The sequence below is a fragment of the Streptomyces sp. NBC_00554 genome, from assembly GCF_041431135.1.
GTDB lineage: Bacteria > Actinomycetota > Actinomycetes > Streptomycetales > Streptomycetaceae > Streptomyces.
Genome location: NZ_CP107799.1, coordinates 6,035,330 through 6,052,664, shown reverse-complemented (window position 1 = coordinate 6,052,664; position 17,335 = coordinate 6,035,330). Strand labels below are relative to the sequence as shown.

Below are 17,335 nucleotides of genomic sequence, written 5' to 3'. Positions count from 1 at the left end.
CCCTCCATAAATCCAATTCGGTCGGCTCAAACTACCTGGCCGGACCGACAGCCCTGCCTGCGGTGGCTGAGCGGATGCCCATCCGTCATCTGCGGGCTCGCATTGTCACCTGGGGGTAACACGCCGCGGCAAGCCGACCCCGTCCTGTCAGGGCAGCATCCACCCCAGGACCGGCGTGCTCTGCCCCGCGACGATCAGGCACATGATCAACAGCAGCCCGATGCTCCACGGCAGCACCTTGCGCAGCACGTCGCCTTCGCGGCCCGCGAGTCCGACCGCCGCGCAAGCGATGGTCAGGTTCTGCGGCGAGATCATCTTGCCGAGGACGCCGCCCGAGCTGTTGCCGGCGGCGAGCAGTTCGGGGGACAGTCCCGACTCCCTTGCCGCGCTCACCTGGAGGGCACCGAAGAGGGCGTTCGCCGAGGTGTCGGAGCCGGAGACGGCGACGCCGAACCAGCCCAGAACCGGTGACAGGAAGGCGAGCCCCGCGCCGGCCGCCGCTACGAAGTGGCCGATCGTGGCGGCCTGTCCGGAGAGGTTCATGACGTAGGCGAGGGCCAGCACGGACGTCACGGTAAGGATCGCGAACCTCAACTCGTGCACCGTCGCGGCCCATTCCCTGACCGCCACGCGCGCGTGCACCCCGAGTACGACGGCCGTGCACAGCCCGGCGAGCAGCACGAGTGTGCCGCCGGTCGACACCAGCGGCAGCGTGAAGACATTGCCGCCTACCGGCTCGCCGTCCGGATTGACCACGTTCAGGAACGGCCAGTCGAAGACGCGTGTCGCCTGGGCCAGCCAGTCCTTCACCGCGGGGATCTGGGCGATGGAGAAGATGACGACGATCAGCGCGTACGGGGAGTAGGCGCGCACGACTTCGGGCCGCGGGTCCTCCTCGTCCAGGTCCTCGCTGCGTACGCCGGTCAGGACCGCCACGCGTACGGGCTCGGCGGCGGGCCTGCGCGCGTGCGGTACGGCGACCAGGGCGCCCGCCCCCGCCAAGGCGGCCCCGATGTCGGCGAGTTGCGCGGAGACGTAGTTGGAGGCGGCGAACTGGGCGGCGGCGAAGGCGATCCCGCACACCAGGGCGGGCACCCAGGTCTCGCGCAGCCCGCGCCGCCCGTCGACCAGGAAGACGAGCACGAGCGGTACGACGAGGGCCAGCAGAGGCGTCTGACGGCCCACTACGGAGGCGACGGAATCCAGTGGCAGACCGGTGACTTGGGCGAGTGTGACGACCGGGGTGCCCATCGCGCCGAAGGCGACCGGAGCGGTGTTGGCGACCAGCGCGACCACCGCGGCGCGCACCGGGTCGAAGCCGAGGGCGACCAGCATCACCGAGCAGATCGCGACGGGCGCGCCGAAGCCCGCGAGGGCTTCCAGGAGTGCACCGAAGCAGAACGCGACCACGAGGGCCTGGATGCGCGGATCGTCGGACAGGCGCCCGAAGGAGCGGCGCAGGATGTCGAAGTGCCGGGTGTGGACCGTCATCCGGTACACCCACAGGGCGTTGACGACGATCCACAGGATGGGGAAGAGGCCGAATACGGCCCCTTGGGCGGCGCTGGAGAGCGTCTGGCCGACCGGCATGCCGTACGCGAGCCACGCGACCAGTCCGGCGGCCAGGAGGCCGATCAGTCCGGCCCGGTGCGCCTTCATGCGGACGCCGCCGAGCAGGATCAGGACGATGACGAGGGGCAGGGTCGCGACGAGGGCGGACAGGCCGAGCGAGCCGGCCACGGGTTCCAGTTCCTGGACGTACACGGGCGCCTCCTCGGATTCCGCGATGCGGAAAGCGGTTTCTCGCTGGCGGAGGCATAGTCCGTCCATGACAGGTGCGCGTCAATACTTGTACGCCGCTGAGTGAAACGTGCACGGAACATGCACCGAGGTGAAGTTCCCGTCAGGGAAGGGGAGTTCAGCCAGGTCAGGCAGGGAAAGGGCGTGCGGCCGGGTAAGCGGAGCTCAGGAGTCCGGCGAGCGCAGCACCCGCAGATGGCCGCGGCGCGCGACCTCCATCGGGTCCGCCGTACGCGCGCTGCCACCGGCGCCCGCCGCGCGCTGTTGCGGACGGGCCGCCTCACGCACCGCGTTGGCGAGCGCTTCCAGGTCGTCACCGGTGGGGCGGGAGGGAGCCGAGGAGTCGGCGAGCCGGACGACCTCCCAGCCGCGCGGCGCGGTGAGGCGCTCGGAGTGCTCGGCACACAGGTCGTAGCAGTGGGGTTCGGCGTAGGTGGCGAGCGGGCCGAGGACCGCGGTCGAGTCGGCGTAGACGTACGTCAGCGTCGCGACGGCGGGACGGCCGCAAGCGGTGCGCGAACAGCGACGTACAGGGCTCACGACGTTGGACGGTACCGCACTCTTGAGCGGGCCGCGACGACTCTCTCCCAGGTCACCCCACCGTGTCGTGCTGTGAGGCCGCCCACATCAACGTCCGTACACGCGGCCCTGACCTGGGGTGACATCACGTGTCACGGTGCCGAACAGACCTGAAACCGGTCACCACTTGGTGCAAATCATGTCAATTGCCATGTGAGTGACGGTCTTGGGGGATACGGAATCGAGCCCAAGCTTGGCTGGAATGGTCATCCAGCGACATCCGGAATGTCACGGAGCGAGATCCCCGTCGATCACAGAGCAAGATCCCGCACCGCTTCCCGTCCACCGCGTGGGGGTCGGGCACACCACCCTGACGAGGACTACTCTTCGTCAGTGATGGACAACCCCGTACCTCCCCGTGCCGCCGCACCAGGGCCCCGCCGTCGTGACCGCCATGGCAGGGGCATGCGTGGCCCCGTCGCGCCACCCCAGGTGCCGCTGGCCGCGAGCCGTGCCGAGGTGTTCGCGGACCTGGTGCAGGACTCCGTGGAGCGGCTGGAGCGGCGCTGGCCGCAGCTCGCCGACATCGACTTCATCGTCCTGGAGGTGCCCCGTCTGGAGGGCTCCGGAGACGGCTGGAGCGACGAGGCGGTGCCCCTGGGCGGCACGATCCAGGCACGTGAGGGCCATCCCGCGCGCGTGGTCGTCTACCGCCGCCCCGTCGAGATCCGCACCAAGGGCCGCGACGAACGCGCCGCCCTGGTGCACGAGGTCGTCGTGGAGCAGGTCGCGGAGCTGCTGGGGCTCACTCCGGAGACGGTGGATCCGCGGTACGGCGAGGACTGAGGTCCACCGGGGCCGTGCGCGCCCCGGCGGACCACCGCTGGATCACCACCTGTTGGAGCACCACCTGCCGGATCACTACTTCTGCAGCACCGAAAGGTCCTGCTCGGCCTCCGGCACCGCCACCGTCCCGCGGTCGTCCGGAAGGGTCTGGATCGTGAAGCCCGGGACGCCGTTCTCGGTGGCGGTGAGCATCCGGGAAGCGTAGACGGAGCCGCCGGAGACCGGCTCCACGGTCAGTGCGTACGTCCCCTTGAGGCCGCTCGGGACCGGCGCCTCGATGTTCTCCGTCGTCCCGGCCTTGATGGTGAACGTCTTCGTCACCGCCGTACCGCCCTCGCTGCCCGCGGACGCGGTGACCTTGACCTCGGCGGCCTTGCCTGCGGCGGTCAGGGTGAGGGTGGAGGCCTTCGACGTGTTGTCGGCGACCGTCGCGCGGGCGGCCACCGGGCCGGTGGCGGGGATGAACGCCGTCTCCTGCTTGTCGCCCTTGCCGCGGACGACCCGCAGGGCGGCGACTACCGGCACCGACGTACTGGTGGGCGTGAGCACCAGGGAGCCCGCCTCGCCGCGCGTCAGGTCACCGAGGTCCACGGCGGCGGTCATGCCGGACTTCACGTGCAGGGTCTCGTTGCCCGCGGGCGTGATCAGGCCCGAGGGCGCGGCGAGGCGCACCTTCAGATCGGCGTCGGTGTCGCCGGGCACGAAGGCGACCAGGCGCACGGACGTGGCGTCCTTCGGGATGCCGGGCAGGACGAGGCTGCCGGCCGGGTCGGTGGAGGCGGCCAGCCAGTCACCGCCGATCTTGTCGTCCAGTGCCTGCACGGCAGCTCCCACGCGGCCGCTGCGGACCGTCACGTGCACGGTGAGGTCGTTCTGCGGATCGCCCGTGAGCGTGTTCAGGAGGATCGCGTCGCTGGAGTGCGGCTGGACCGTGATGCCCTCGCCCAGCGGGGACTTGAGGGTGCCGTCCTTGCCGTACAGCTCGATGTCGACGACGGCGGCGGAGTCGTCGGGGTTGGTCAAGTGCACATAGTCGGTGCGGGCGTCGGCGGTGCTGGCGCCCGGGAACCAGAACTCGGTGTCTGGAGCGGTGCAGTTGGTGCCGAGCAGGCCACGGCCGGTGCCCGCGGCGACCTCCGTGGTCTCCTGGACGGTCCAGCCGGACGCGAACTTGCCCTCGGCGGTGCCGACCAAAGCCGGGGCCTCTGCGCCCGAGCTGTCGCCGGTGGCCGGCTTGCCGGGCTCCTTGACCTCCAGAACGGGCTTTTCCGCCTTGTCGTCGGCGCCGCCGTCCGCCGACTCCTCGGTCGCGACCTTGAGTTCGGCCTTGCCGCTGTCGCCGGTGCCCTCGGAGACGGGCGTGAAGGACGTGTACGCGGTCTCGGCGAGGTCGGAGGTGCTCGGCTGCGGGCAGAGCAGGCTGGTGCGCTCGACGGGCAGCCGGGCGGCCGTCTTCACGGTGCCGTCGCCCGAGGCGTCCGGCGCGCTGAGCGCGGCGAAGCCGGTGACGGCGGCCAGCGCGGTGGTGCCGGCGATCAGGGACAGGGTGGTGCGGTTCACTGCTGGCTCCCGTCGGGGCGCTCACTGTCGGTGCCGTGCGGCGGCTGCGGAGGCATCGGGGGCTGCGCCGACGGGTCGTACGCGGGGTCGTAGCCCTGGCCGTTCGTGTCGTAGCCCTGGTTGTACGTCTGGTCGTACTGCGCCGTGCCCCCGTAGGCGTACGGGTCGTACTGGCCGCTCTGGTACGGATCCGCCTGGTAGGGCTGCTCGTACGTGCCTGCCTGGTACTGCTGCTGGCCCTGGTACTGCTCGCCGCTGTAGGTGCCGTACTCGGCGCTTGCGTAGCTCGGGGTGTCCCACTCGCCGTACGCCTGCTGCTGCGGGACGGCGGCCGAAGCGACTGGGACCTCCTCCTCCTGCTGCTCCTGCGGAGGAAGGCCGTCGGCAGTACCGGTGTCCTGATCGGCCTGTTCGGCTTCCGCCTGGGCGCGCAGGCGGCGGGCGCGGCGGCCGTCGCCTGTGACCTCCTGGGCGGAGACGACCTCCTCCTCGGGGAGGTCGTCGTCGACGTCACGGCGGCGTCCGGGCAGAGCCATCACCACGAGGACGACGGCGAGGGCGCCCTGCGCCCACAGCCATGCGGTGTGGCTCAGCGGTGCGTCGAAGGTGACGTCCAGCTTGCCGCCGCCGGTGGGCAGTTCGAAGCCCTGCGCCCAGCCGTCGACCGTGGTGCGGGGGAGCGGCTTGCCGTCCAGGGTCGCGGTCCAGCCCTCGTCGGCCGTGTCGGCCAGGCGCAGGACGCGGCCGTCGGCACCGGCGGGGATGGTGGTGTGCAGTTCGACGGGTCCGGCGGCGATGGACTGCGGCTCACCGGACTTGGGGACGATGGCGGCGCGCGAGACCTGCTGGTCCACACGCCACAGGGCGCTGCCGTCCTGCTGGCTGAGCCTGCTCAGGCCGGGCGTCGCGTCCAGGACACTGGTCATTTCGGTGGGCGCGCCCTTGTGGACCAGGACATAGCGCACGGCGAAGCCGCCGAGCTCGTCGGCCTGGTCGGCGCCGGAGCCCGCCACCAGGTTGGCGACCACCTTGCCGAGCTTCTCGTTCTCACCGTCCGCCACCGCGAGTTCGGCGTCGCCGAGGCGAGCGCCGGAGCCGCGGACGAGGGTGTAGCCGACCTCGGCGGTCGACCGGCTGTCGAGGACGAGGGTGCGGGCCTGGTCGCGGGTGCCGCTCTCCTCGGCGACGAACGCGGGCACCTGCACCGGGTCGCGGCGCTCCAGGGGCCCGTCCGCGCCACCGATCATCCAGCCGGCCGCGACGAGCAGGGGGCCCGCGGCGGCGGTGAACGCGATCAGCGCGGCCACCGGCTGACGCCAGCCGAAGCTCTGCTCGGCCACGCGCGAGCGTGCCCCGTCGGCGCCGAGCGCGGCGGCCGCGAGCAGTGCCAGGCCGTAGACGAGGGTCGCGGGGCCGGCCCAGGCGGAGCTGTTGGACAGCACGGCGAAGACGAGCGCCACCAGGGCTACGGCCCAGGCCGCCCAGATCCCCGCCTGGCGCTGGGTGCGCAGCAGGGCGGCCAGCGCGGCCAGCAGCACGCCGATCAGCATCAGTCCGCTGACGGTCCCGGGGCCGCCGGGGCTGGCGCCGAGCAGGTCGAGCGCGGAGGCCGAGCCGGTCCCGTACTCCAGACCGGCTTCCTTGAAGAAGCCGAACGGGAGCAGCGTCAGTGACCAGGGGGCGAGGACCAGCAGCGGAGTGCCGAGCTGGGCCAGAAAACGCAGTCCGTAGGCGGTGATCTCGTTTCGGCGCACTACGAGGAGTGCGATTCCGAGAACCAGCGCGATGGGCCACACGATCGGCGTGAAGGCCGTGGTGAACGTCAGCAGCAGGGCGTACGCCCAGGTGGCGCGCCAGCTGCCGCGCGTGCCGGAGGAGTTCGTCAGCCCGCTCGCGGCGATGCCCGCGCGCGCGAGGAGCGGCAGCAGGATCGCGAGGACGGAGGTGCCGATGCGGCCGCCCGCGAGCGCGCCCGTGGCGGCCGGCAGGAAGGCGTACACGACGGACGCCCAGGCACGCAGCAGGCGCGACTCGACGAGGGGCCGCGAGGCGAAGTAGGCGGTGAAGCCGGCCAGCGGTACGGAGGCCACCAGGAGCACGGTGACCGCGAGCCCGGTGGAGCCGAGGAGCAGGGAGGAAAGCATCGCGACGATCGCCAGATAGGGCGGCGCCGTCTGTGTCCCGCCTGTGCCCACCGCGTGCCAGCCGTCGAGATAGCGCGACCAGAGCTCGGAGGAGTCGCCGGGCGCGGGCAGCAGCGCGCCGCCCGCGAGCGCCCCGCTGTCGAACAGCGAGCGGCAGGCGATGAGCGAGACGAAGAGCAGCACGACGAAGAGCACGGGTCCGGGCTTGCGCGCGACGCGCTTGACCCGGCCGAACTGCTCGACCTCCAGGAAGTCGGCGTCGTCGCCGCCGGGGCCGGACTCGACCGCGCCGCCGTGCCGTCCGGCGCCGGCGGTGGCCTCGGCGTCGGAGCGGCTCACGAGACTGCCCGCGGCCTGCTCGATGGTGGCCCGCACGGTCGCGCCCGGTGGCGGGAACAGCGGGCGCAGCTCGTCCTTGTCGACCTGCGGGCGGCCGCGCCTGCGGCGGCCCGCGAGGATCCGCTCGGGGCGCAGCAGCGTCCCCAGGAGGCCGCGGATCTCGTCGACGGCCTGTCCGGGGACCTTGCCGACGAGATACGCGACCGTGCGCAGCAGGGTGCCGAGGACCAGCCGGAACAGGATCCAGGGCAGCTGTGCCGTACGGGCGTTGACGAGGAGGGTGTAGACGGCGCCCGCCTTGTCGACCTTGTGCGGGGAGGCGGCGGTGCGGCCCACGCAGTCGACGGTGCGGCGCTCGCGGGAGGAGGCCTCTGCGTGCCGGACGACCGCTTCGGGGGCGACGAGGACGTGGTGCCCGGCGGACTGGGCCCGCCAGCACAGGTCGACGTCGTCGCGCATCAGGGGCAGCCGGCGGTCGAAGCCGCCGAGTTCCTCGAAGACATCGCGCCGGATCAGCATTCCGGCGGTGGAGACGGACAGCACGGGGTGTACGTGGTCGTGCTGGCCCTGGTCCTGTTCGCGGCGGTCCAGGCCGGTCCAGCGGCGGCCGGAGTTGGCGATGGTGACGCCGACTTCGAGGAGCGCCCGGCGGTCGTACCAGCCGCGGAGCTTGGGCCCGATGACGGCGACTTCCTTGCCGAGCTCCGCCTCGTTCTCCACGACCCGCAGCAGCTGCGCCAGGGCGTCCGGCTCGGGCGCGCAGTCGTCGTGCAGCAGCCACAGCCACTGCTCGGGCTCGCCGTGCGGGAGGTCCGGCATGTCGTACGCGTCGTCGCGCCAGGTGCGGGTGACGGGGTCCCAGCCGCTGGGGCGCTTCAGGTAGGGCAGGTCGTCCGGGGTGAGGACACCGGCGGTGCGGGTGGCCTCCTCGACGGCCTGGCCGAAGCCGGTGCGCCGGGCGAGGTGCACCACGCGGTCGGCGCCGAGCGCTTCGGTGAGCAGCTGGGCGGAGTCGTCCGCGCTGCCGGTGTCGGCCGCCACCGCGTTCTGCACGGGGCGCTCCTGGCCGAGCAGCCCGGCGAGCGCCTCGGGCAGCCAGCGGGCGCCGTCGTGGGAGACGAGCACCGCGGTCACCACGTGGCGCGGGAACTCAGGAGTGGCAGCGTCGTGTTGGCCTGCCGTATGGCTCTGCACGGACATCGAGGTACGGGCCCCGGTTCGGTGGACTGCGGTGGACGTCTGTGTCCGGCGGGGACAGCGTGACGTCTCGGACGAGGGCCCACACTAACGGCTGGGCAACACAGCGGCCCGCCGCCTGTGGATAACCCACCTGCGACGGGCCGTTCGTTACGTATCGGTACGTAGGGGTGTGCGCCGTTCGGTCGGACGGCGGTCCCCTTCGGTCAGCGTTCGGTCAACATGCGGCCGGCGTCGGTCACTCTCAGACGGCGGCTTTCTTCAGACGACGTCGTTCGCGCTCGGAGAGACCGCCCCAGATGCCGAATCGTTCGTCGTTGGCGAGCGCGTATTCGAGGCACTCGGAACGGACCTCACAGGCGAGGCAGACCTTCTTGGCCTCGCGGGTGGAGCCGCCCTTCTCGGGGAAGAAGGACTCGGGGTCGGTCTGGGCGCACAGCGCGCGCTCCTGCCAGCCGAGTTCCTCGTCCGCGTCGTCGACCAGCAGTTGCTGCACCAGCTCGGTCATGTGCGCCCCTCGTCTGTCTTTCGCGTCCCCGTGATGCTGCCGTAACCGATTTCGGCTGAACGACACGAGTGAAATTACAAGTGTGCCGATCCGGGCCAGTCAAGCCGAGATCTGCTATTGGGCCCCTTATTCACTCTGCGGAACCAAGGCTATGCGGAAAGTGTTCAAATCGGCATAAACCCTGACAGCCGAAGGTGCCCAGGCCAGACCCCCGCCCCCTTCACAGGGAAGGACGCGCATAAGTTCGATCTCGTTCCGACGCGAACAACGAAGCGAACCGGATCACATTCGGATCACGGGCTCGCGGCGAGGTTTGTGCGCCCGGTTGTGCGCCATGTGTCCGGGGCGGCTACTGAACAAACCTTTCGCCTCACAGATGAACCGGATGAGGTGAAACATCTCCCACATGGCGGGCATGAAGTTGACAGTCGAGGTGTGACCCGATGTCCTTGTGGGCATGCTCGCGAACTTGGCGCTCACCTCGACCCGCACCACCGGGTCCCACGGTGCTGTCCGCGCTCGCTGTAGCTGTTGTTGCTGTCCCAGCTGTTGAGCCACACCGCGCTCCGGCTGACGTCCGCTCCGTAGATCCGTACGGCGCGACTCCCCGCCCGTAACCGGGCGACACCCCCGCTCGTAACCCGGGCGGTAATGGTCCGCGACACCCCAGCACTCTCCCGCCGAGGAACCACCGCACCCCATGAACAGCGACAGCGACCTCCAGATCGCCGGCGACATCCTCGAAGTACCGCACCTGCTCCAGCCGCCGCGCGAGCACCCCGCCACCGTGGCCGAGTTCGTCGGCCTGGCCCGCTCCATCGCCGCCGACCGCTCCCAGTGGGAGCACCTCGTCCAGTACGACGCCACCTCCCGTTGGTACCACCGGCTTCGCACCGGCCCCGGCTACGAGGTGTGGCTGCTCTCCTGGGTGCCCGGGCAGGGCAGCGGGCTGCACGACCACGGGGGCTCCTCCGGCGTACTGACCGTCCTGGACGGCGCGCTGACCGAGCGCACGGACCGGGGCACGCGCGCGTTGGGCACGGGTGCCCAGCGGGTGTTCGCGCCCGGGTACGTCCACGAGGTCGTCAACGACTCCCTCGAACCGGCGGTGAGCCTGCACGTGTACTACCCGGGTCTGACCGAGATGCCGATGCACGCCGCGCGCTGCGCCGTCGCCGAGGTCTCGTAGTCGTCCAGGTCCCGTACAGCTGAGGTCTCGCACAGCTAGAGGTCCCGTAACCGCCTGACGCGTTGTCGTACCCGCCTGCAAGACTGATTCCCATGCGCATTGTGGTTCTGGCAGGCGGCATCGGTGGTGCCCGGTTCCTGCGTGGTCTTCAGCGGGCCGCGCCGGACGCGGACATCACGGTCATCGGCAACACCGGGGACGACATCCACCTCTTCGGGCTGAAGGTCTGCCCGGACCTCGACACGGTGATGTACACGCTCGGCGGCGGCATCAACGAGGAGCAGGGCTGGGGTCGGGCGGAGGAGACCTTCCACCTCAAGGAGGAACTCGCGGAGTACGGGGTCGGGCCCGAGTGGTTCGGACTCGGCGACCGCGACTTCGCGACGCACATCGTGCGGACGCAGATGCTGGGGGCGGGCTTTCCGCTCAGCGCGGTCACCGAGGCGCTGTGCGACCGGTGGAAGCCGGGCGTCCGCCTCATCCCCATGTCCGACGACCGCGTCGAGACGCATGTGGCCGTCGAGGTCGACGGCGAGCGCAAGGCGGTCCACTTCCAGGAGTACTGGGTGCGGCTGCGGGCCTCCGTGCCGGCCGAGGCCATCGTGCCGGTCGGCGCCGAGCAGGCGAAGCCCGCGCCCGGGGTGCTCGAAGCCATCGCCGAGGCGGACGTCATCCTCTTCCCGCCGTCCAACCCCGTCGTCTCCATCGGCACGATCCTCGCCGTGCCCGGCATCCGGGAGGCGATCGCCGACGCGGGCGTTCCCGTGGTCGGCCTCTCCCCCATCGTCGGGGACGCTCCCGTACGCGGCATGGCCGACAAGGTGCTGGCAGCGGTGGGCGTGGAGTCCACGGCCGCCGCGGTCGCCGAGCACTACGGCTCGGGGCTCCTCGACGGCTGGCTCGTCGACACGGTGGACGCGTCCGTCGTGGAGCGCGTGGAGAGTGCCGGGATCCGCTGCCGGGCCGTGCCGCTGATGATGTCCGACCTCGACGCGACGGCGCAGATGGCCCGTGAGGCGCTGACGCTGGCGGAGGAGGTGCGGGCGCCTTGAGCGGTCTGGTTCCTCCGGAGGAGGGGTTTACGGAGGGCGAGGGTTCGGAGGGGGTCGCCGCCGGTGACAGCCTCGCGGCTCACGCCGTGTCCGGGCGTCCCGACACGGACGTCTCCGCCGCGCCTCCCGGCTATCGGGTCTGGGCGCTGACCGGCTTTCCCGAGGTGCGCGAGGGCGATGACCTCGCCAAGTTCGTCGCCGCTGCCGAGCCCGGGCTCATCGACGGTGACGTGCTCCTCGTCACCTCCAAGATCGTGTCCAAGGCGGAGGGGCGGATCGTCGAGGCCGTCGACCGTGAGGCCGCCATCGACGCCGAGACCGTACGGGTCGTGGCGCGCCGCGGGACCCTGCGGATCGTCGAGAACCGGCAGGGGCTCGTGATGGCCGCCGCCGGAGTCGACGCCTCCAACACCCCCGCCGGGACCGTGCTGTTGCTCCCCGAGGACCCCGACGCGTCCGCGCGGACGATTCGGGACGGGGTGCGGGACGCCCTCGGCGTGGACGTCGGTGTCGTGATCACTGACACCTTCGGACGGCCCTGGCGCACCGGGCTCACCGATGTCGCCATCGGCGCCGCGGGCGTACACGTGCTCGACGATCTACGCGGCGGCACGGACGCCCACGGCAATCCGCTGAGCGCGACCGTCGTCGCCACCGCCGACGAACTGGCCGCCGCCGGTGACCTGATCAAGGGCAAGTCCGCCGGGCTGCCCGTCGCCGTCGTGCGCGGGCTGCCGCACGTGGTGGCCGAGGACGACGGTGAGGGAGCGCGGGCGATGGTGCGAGGCGGGCGCGACGACATGTTCCGGCTCGGCACGTCGGAGGCTGTACGGGAGGCCGTGACCCAGCGGCGCACCGTACGGGCCTTCACCGACGAGCCCGTCGACCCCGGTGCCGTACGACGGGCAGTGGCGGCGGCCGTCACGGCGCCCGCGCCGCATCACACCACTCCCTGGCGGTTCGTCCTCCTGGAGTCCGAGGAGTCCAGGACGCGGCTCCTCGACGCCATGCGGGACGCCTGGATCGCGGATCTGCGCGGGGATCAGAAGGCCGAGGAGTCCATCACCAAGCGGGTCCGGCGGGGGGATGTGCTGCGCAAGGCCCCGTACCTCGTCGTGCCGTGTCTGGTGATGGACGGGGCTCATACGTACGGCGACGTACGGCGGGACGGGGCCGAGCGCGAGATGTTCGTGGTCGCGGCCGGGGCTGGCGTACAGAACTTCCTGGTCGCGCTCGCCGGGGAGCGGCTCGGCTCCGCCTGGGTGTCGTCGACGATGTTCTGCCGGGATGTCGTACGAGAGGTGCTGGGGCTGCCGGAGGGGTGGGATCCGATGGGGGCCGTGGCCGTGGGGCACGCGGCGGAGGAGCCCAGGGCTCGGCCCAAGCGGGACGCGGGGGCGTTCATCGAGGTGCGGTGAGTCAGGCCTTCCGGGGAGTCGGACCGCCTACCCTCGTAGGGCACCCCAAGCGCTAGGACCTCATTCGTGGCTGGACGTTTCGCTCCTCGGCCGACGCGTACGACAGTGCGCGGCGGGCATGTCGTGGTGCCCGGCGGTGTGCCCCGGCCCGCGCCGGCGCCCGGCCGCAGTCGTACGTGGACGCCGTCCTGGCCTCTCGATCTCGGGCTCGTGCTCGGGCCGCTGCGGCGTGGGCCGGGCGATCCGACGTTCCGTACGACGCCGGACGGGTCCGTCTGGCGGGCCTGCCGGACTCCTGCCGGGCCGGGGACCCTGCGGGTCGCGCTGCGGGGCGGGGCGGTGCACGGCGAGGCGTGGGGGGCGGGGGGCGAGTGGCTGCTCGATCAGCTTCCGGAGCTGCTCGGGGCCCTGGACGACCCGGATGCCTTCGAACCGCGGCACCGGCTGGTCGCGGTCACCCGGCATCGGCGGCCGGGGTTGCGGCTGACGCGTACCGGGCTCGTGCTGGAGTCGCTGATCCCGTCCGTGCTCGAGCAGAAGGTCACCACCGATGAGGCGTACCGGGCCTGGCGGTTGCTCGTACGGAAGTACGGGGAGCCTGCGCCGGGGCCCGCGCCGGAGCGGATGTGTGTCATGCCGGCGGCTCGGACCTGGGCGTTGATTCCCTCCTGGGAGTGGCATCGGGCCGGGGTGGACAACAAGCGGGCCTCGACGATTCTGCGGGCCGTGCGGGTCGCTGCGCGGCTCGAGGAGGCGGTGTCGTTCGAGCCCGTGCGGGCTCAGGCTCGGCTGGAGCTGGTGTCCGGGGTGGGGCCCTGGACCTCTGCGGAGGTTGTGCAGCGCAGTCATGGGGCGGCGGATTCCGTGACCGTGGGGGATCTTCATCTGCCCGGGATCGTGGGGTACGCGCTGGCGGGTGACCGGGACGCGGACGACTCCGTGATGCTGTCGTTGCTCGAGCCCTATGCGGGGCAGCGGCATCGGGCCGCTCGGTTGATCCTGTTGTCCGGGCGGACGCCGGCTCGGCGGGTGCCGAAGATGCCTCGGGGGGATATCGGGCGGCTTTGACCGGCGCCCGGCGCCGGTGCCGGGGCCGAGGGGTTTTCGCCCCCTCCGCCCCTGCCCGTCCCGTACCTGGGGGCTGCGCCCCCAGACCCCCCTTCGGCCTGAACGGCCTCGTCCTCAAACGCCGGACAGGCTGAGAGCTACTGGTCCGAAGAGAAGCGCACCGCGCCCGGCGGGATTCTGGCGTCGCACCAGACCCGTACGCCGTCGCGGAGTTCGTTGTCCGGGCCGATGTGTGCGCCGTCTCCGATTACCGCGCCTTCCAGGATGGAGCGTTCGCCGATGCGGGCTCGGGCTCCGATGAGGGAGTCGGTGATGACGGCGCCGGGTTCGATGACGGCGCCGGGGAGGATGGCGCTGCCTGTGATGCGGGCGCCTTCGCCGATGTGTGCGCCCTCGCCGACCACCGTGCCGCCGGTCAGCTTGGCGTCGGGGGCGACGGTGGCGGTGGGGAGGACCAGGCGGTCGCCGCAGCGGCCGGGGACGGCCGGGGAGGGGGCGCGGCCGAGAACGAGGTCCGCTGAGCCGCGTACGAAGGCCTGGGGGGTGCCGAGGTCGAGCCAGTAGGTGGAGTCGACCATGCCCTGGAGGTGGGCTCCGGTGGCGAGGAGGTCCGGGAAGGTCTCGCGTTCCACCGAGACCGGGCGGCCCGTGGGGATCGTGTCGATGACCGAGCGGCGGAAGACGTACGCGCCCGCGTTGATCTGGTCGGTGACGATCTCCTCGGGGGTCTGGGGCTTCTCCAGGAAGGCCGTTACGCGGCCGGTGGCGTCCGTGGGGACCAGGCCGAACGCGCGCGGGTCCTCGACACGGGTGAGGTGGAGGGAGACGTCCGCGCCCGTCGTCTGGTGGGTGCGGACCAGGGCCGGGATGTCGAGACCGGTCAGGATGTCGCCGTTGAAGACCAGGACCGGTTCGTCGGGGCCCGAGTGCAGGCGGGAGGCAACGTTGCGGATGGCGCCGCCGGTGCCGAGGGGCTCCTCCTCGGTGACGTACTCGAGGTGGAGGCCGAGCGAGGAGCCGTCGCCGAAGTACGGCTCGAAGACCTCGGCCAGGTAGGAGGTCGCCAGGACGATGCGCTCTACGCCCGCTGCCTTCGCCCGGGCCAGCTGGTGGGTGAGGAACGGGACCCCGGCCGCCGGAACCATCGGCTTGGGAGTGTGCACCGTGAGCGGGCGCAGTCTGGTGCCTCTGCCGCCGACCAGGAGGATCGCTTCTGTCACCTGTCGTCTCTGCTTCCTGCCGGGACCGGCCGAACTGTGTTTCGGCCGGCCAGTGTATGCAGACCGTTCGATGGCGCTTTCGACGGCCGACGGTGCGGGTCCTCCCGTGCTGCCCGGCCGTGCTACCTGCCCTGGTACTTGGCCGCCGTCTTCCGGGCGGAGCCGAGCTTGCTGTACAGCTGCCAGCCCGGGCACTCCGTGCTGAACCCGTCCCGATGGCCGGAGATCACGTTCAGTCGCACGTTCTTTCCCTTTTTGTAGAGATTGCCACCGCCGGACTTCAGATATGTCTTTCCGTTCGGATTGGCTCCGAAGAGGCCAAGCTTCCATGCCGTGAGCTTCGCGATGGCTGTTACGGCGGATCCGGACGGCTTCGTCTTGCCGAAGCTGCCGAGGACGGCGATCCCCATGCTGTCGGTGTTGAAACCGAGGGTGTGGGCGCCCATCACGGCCTTCGCTACGCCCCCGGCCCGGCCTTCGTAGATGTTTCCGCACTTGTCGACGAGGAAGTTGTAGCCGATGTCCCGCCAGCCACTGCTCACCACGTGGTAGCGGTAGATACTGCGGATGACCGAAGGGGCTTGGGCGCAGGTGTAGTTGTTGCCCGAGGCGGTGTGGTGCACGAAGGCCACCTTGACCTTCTTCGTGTAGACGAAACCGCGCTCGCGCAGGTCCTCGTTCGCGCCCCAGCCCTTGCGCGTGATGATGCGCGGGCGTGGGCCGATGTACGGCTTCACGCGCTGCTCATCGGGGCGCTCGGCAAAGAATTCGCTCTCCGTCTCCTGCTGGGAGAGCTCGGGGATCTCGTCCGGGGAGAGCTCGGGGATGTCGGCGGCGCTCGTGGGCTCCAGACCGGTGTTGTCGGCGTTTACGGCGGCGTACACCGCGGAGAGTGCACCGGCGCGCGGGGCGCGCACCTGTGCGTCGGCTCGCGGCAGGCTCTGTTGTGCACCGGCGCGTGGGACGTCCGGCTGCGCGCCTGCGGAGCGGGCGTCCGCGCCGGGCGCGACGAGTTCGAGACGCAAGCCCTTGGGGAGCGGCGAGTCGCTCACCACCGGCGCGCGCTCGTCCATCTCCGCCTGGACGCGTACCTCGACGCCGTCGGAGTCCCCCACCCACAGCGGTGCGGTGGATCCACGCAGCCGGCCCGACCCGCCTTCGGCGCTGTCCGGGTCGGCGCCGTGTTCGTGGTTGTGCGTCTCGACGTCCTGCCAGCCGGACCACTGGCCGGTGGCGGCGCCGCGGGTACGGACCTGGACGCGGCCGTGCAGTTCGCTGTCCGGGTTGTCCCAGACGACGCCGACGAGCGAGAAGGGCCGTACGTCGCGTCTGACGAGCCCCTGTTCGGGAGCGGCGGAGCCGAGGGAGCGGTCGCCCCCGAGCGGGACGAGCGGCAGGGACTGGGTGCTGCCGGGGGCGGCGGGCTCGGACGTCACCGCCGGCAGGCCGGCCTGCGCCGGAGCGGACAGGGCCAGCGGAAGGGCGAGAGCGGCCGCGCAAGTGACGCCGACCGAGGAAGCAAGGAATCCACGCATGCCCCTGATCCTGGACATAGTCATACATATCTGTCTATCGGGGAATTGACGGGCCGTCGGGTTCCACTCGTCCGAACCGGTGGCCCGGTGGGCCCGCCGGGCGCTCCGCCCCGCGTACGCTTGCCCGCGTGAACGCCACCGACCGCACCCCCGCCGACCTGCTGCGATCCGCGCTCGCCGCGGACCCCGCGCGCCCCCTGGTGACCTTCTACGACGACGCCACGGGCGAACGGATCGAATTGTCCGTGGCCACCTTCGCCAATTGGGTGGCCAAGACCGCCAACCTGCTCCAGAACGAACTGTCGGCCGAACCCGGCGAACGGGTCGCGCTGCGGCTGCCCGCGCACTGGCAGACGGCCGTCTGGCTGCTCGCGTGTTCGTCGGTGGGTGTCGTCGCGGATGTCGGGGGCGATCCCGGCGCGGCGGATCACGTCGTCGCGGGGCCCGGCGAGTTCGAGGCCGGGCTCGCGTGCTCCGGCGAACGTGTCGCGCTGTCGCTGGCTCCGCTGGGGCGGCGCTTTCCGACGCCGCCCGCCGGGTACGCCGACTACGCCGTCGAGGTCCCGACGCAGGGGGACCGGTTCCAGGCGTACGCGCCTGTGGACCCGGAGGTGGCGGCGCTGATCGTCGCCGGGGCGGAGTACACGAGCGCGGAGGTTGTCGAGCGGGCGCGGGTGGATGCGGGTGCGCTCGGGCTCACGGGGCCCGGGTCCCGGATCCTGTCCGCGCTGCCGTACGACACCTGGGAGGGGCTCAGCGCGGGGTTGTACTCGGCGCTTGCCACCGGGGGGTCCGTGGTGTTGTGCCGCCACCTTGAGGAGCTTGGCGAGGACGCGTTGGCCAAGCGGATCGAGAGTGAGCGGGTGACGGCTACGGCTCGGTGAGCCTTTGCCAGGAGGCCGCCAGTTGTCTGCGGGCCGACTGTGGCTGGTCGCGCAGT

General features: G+C 71.4%; 13 protein-coding genes. 6 read left to right on the top strand and 7 right to left on the bottom strand.

Annotation, left to right across the window (positions count from 1 at the left end):
- Positions 1-147: 147 nt before the first annotated feature.
- Positions 148-1,764: an L-lactate permease gene (locus OG266_RS26735; RefSeq protein WP_371548795.1), complete on the bottom strand. Its 1,617-nt coding sequence runs from the start codon at positions 1,762-1,764 to the stop codon at positions 148-150.
- A 201-nt stretch (positions 1,765-1,965) separates the two neighbouring features.
- Positions 1,966-2,391, bottom strand: a complete 426-nt coding sequence (locus tag OG266_RS26730; RefSeq protein WP_266464191.1) for a DUF3499 domain-containing protein — start codon at positions 2,389-2,391, stop codon at positions 1,966-1,968.
- Positions 2,392-2,715: 324 nt separating this feature from the next.
- Between OG266_RS26730 and OG266_RS26725 the strand changes: the two genes are divergently transcribed.
- On the top strand, positions 2,716-3,165 hold the full coding sequence (locus OG266_RS26725; RefSeq protein ID WP_266464189.1) for a metallopeptidase family protein: 450 nt from the start codon (positions 2,716-2,718) through the stop codon (positions 3,163-3,165).
- Between the two features lie 75 nt (positions 3,166-3,240).
- Here OG266_RS26725 and OG266_RS26720 read toward each other — a convergent pair whose 3' ends face one another.
- The 3 genes from OG266_RS26720 to OG266_RS26710 all read right to left on the bottom strand — a co-directional run bounded on the left by OG266_RS26720 (position 3,241) and on the right by OG266_RS26710 (position 8,913).
- Complete coding sequence (locus tag OG266_RS26720) at positions 3,241-4,725, bottom strand: DUF5719 family protein (RefSeq protein ID WP_371548794.1); 1,485 nt, start codon at positions 4,723-4,725, stop codon at positions 3,241-3,243.
- On the bottom strand, positions 4,722-8,408 hold the full coding sequence (locus tag OG266_RS26715; protein ID WP_371548793.1) for a glycosyltransferase: 3,687 nt from the start codon (positions 8,406-8,408) through the stop codon (positions 4,722-4,724). Before OG266_RS26715 ends, OG266_RS26720 begins: the two co-directional genes overlap by 4 nt.
- A 241-nt stretch (positions 8,409-8,649) precedes the next feature.
- Positions 8,650-8,913 (bottom strand): WhiB family transcriptional regulator, encoded by a 264-nt coding sequence (locus OG266_RS26710; RefSeq protein WP_003975777.1) that lies wholly within the window; start codon positions 8,911-8,913, stop codon positions 8,650-8,652.
- Positions 8,914-9,613: 700 nt separating this feature from the next.
- Here OG266_RS26710 and OG266_RS26705 point away from each other — a divergent pair.
- From OG266_RS26705 to OG266_RS26690, 4 genes are all read left to right on the top strand, one after another.
- Complete coding sequence (locus tag OG266_RS26705) at positions 9,614-10,102, top strand: cysteine dioxygenase family protein (RefSeq protein WP_329547263.1); 489 nt, start codon at positions 9,614-9,616, stop codon at positions 10,100-10,102.
- A gap of 92 nt (positions 10,103-10,194) precedes the next feature.
- Positions 10,195-11,154, top strand: a complete 960-nt coding sequence (gene cofD, locus OG266_RS26700; protein WP_329547262.1) for a 2-phospho-L-lactate transferase — start codon at positions 10,195-10,197, stop codon at positions 11,152-11,154.
- Between the two features lie 86 nt (positions 11,155-11,240).
- Positions 11,241-12,572 (top strand): coenzyme F420-0:L-glutamate ligase, encoded by a 1,332-nt coding sequence (locus tag OG266_RS26695; RefSeq protein ID WP_371552970.1) that lies wholly within the window; start codon positions 11,241-11,243, stop codon positions 12,570-12,572.
- A gap of 66 nt (positions 12,573-12,638) precedes the next feature.
- The gene (locus OG266_RS26690) at positions 12,639-13,640 is read left to right on the top strand and encodes a DNA-3-methyladenine glycosylase (protein WP_371548792.1); all 1,002 of its coding nucleotides are present in this window, start codon (positions 12,639-12,641) and stop codon (positions 13,638-13,640) included.
- Positions 13,641-13,777: 137 nt separating this feature from the next.
- Here OG266_RS26690 and OG266_RS26685 read toward each other — a convergent pair whose 3' ends face one another.
- Together OG266_RS26685 and OG266_RS26680 are read right to left on the bottom strand one after the other, a co-directional pair.
- Entirely contained in the window at positions 13,778-14,860 is a 1,083-nt protein-coding gene (locus OG266_RS26685) for a sugar phosphate nucleotidyltransferase (protein WP_371548791.1), read from the bottom strand.
- A gap of 122 nt (positions 14,861-14,982) precedes the next feature.
- Positions 14,983-16,395: an N-acetylmuramoyl-L-alanine amidase gene (locus OG266_RS26680; protein WP_371548790.1), complete on the bottom strand. Its 1,413-nt coding sequence runs from the start codon at positions 16,393-16,395 to the stop codon at positions 14,983-14,985.
- Positions 16,396-16,523: 128 nt separating this feature from the next.
- On the opposite strand from OG266_RS26680, the gene OG266_RS26675 reads away from it, so the two are divergent.
- Positions 16,524-17,279, top strand: coding sequence for a TIGR03089 family protein (locus OG266_RS26675; protein WP_266460647.1), 756 nt, complete (start codon positions 16,524-16,526; stop codon positions 17,277-17,279).
- Positions 17,280-17,335: the final 56 nt, after the last annotated feature.

Bases quoted from the DNA above. Each gene is read 5' to 3' on its own strand.
- OG266_RS26710 (WP_003975777.1), bottom strand. From the start codon at position 8,913: ATGACCGAGCTGGTGCAGCAACTGCTGGTCGACGACGCGGACGAGGAA.
- OG266_RS26725 (WP_266464189.1), top strand. From the start codon at position 2,716: ATGGACAACCCCGTACCTCCCCGTGCCGCCGCACCAGGGCCCCGCCGT.
- OG266_RS26680 (WP_371548790.1), bottom strand. From the start codon at position 16,395: ATGCGTGGATTCCTTGCTTCCTCGGTCGGCGTCACTTGCGCGGCCGCT.
- OG266_RS26715 (WP_371548793.1), bottom strand. From the start codon at position 8,408: ATGTCCGTGCAGAGCCATACGGCAGGCCAACACGACGCTGCCACTCCT.
- OG266_RS26705 (WP_329547263.1), top strand. From the start codon at position 9,614: ATGAACAGCGACAGCGACCTCCAGATCGCCGGCGACATCCTCGAAGTA.
- cofD (WP_329547262.1), top strand. From the start codon at position 10,195: ATGCGCATTGTGGTTCTGGCAGGCGGCATCGGTGGTGCCCGGTTCCTG.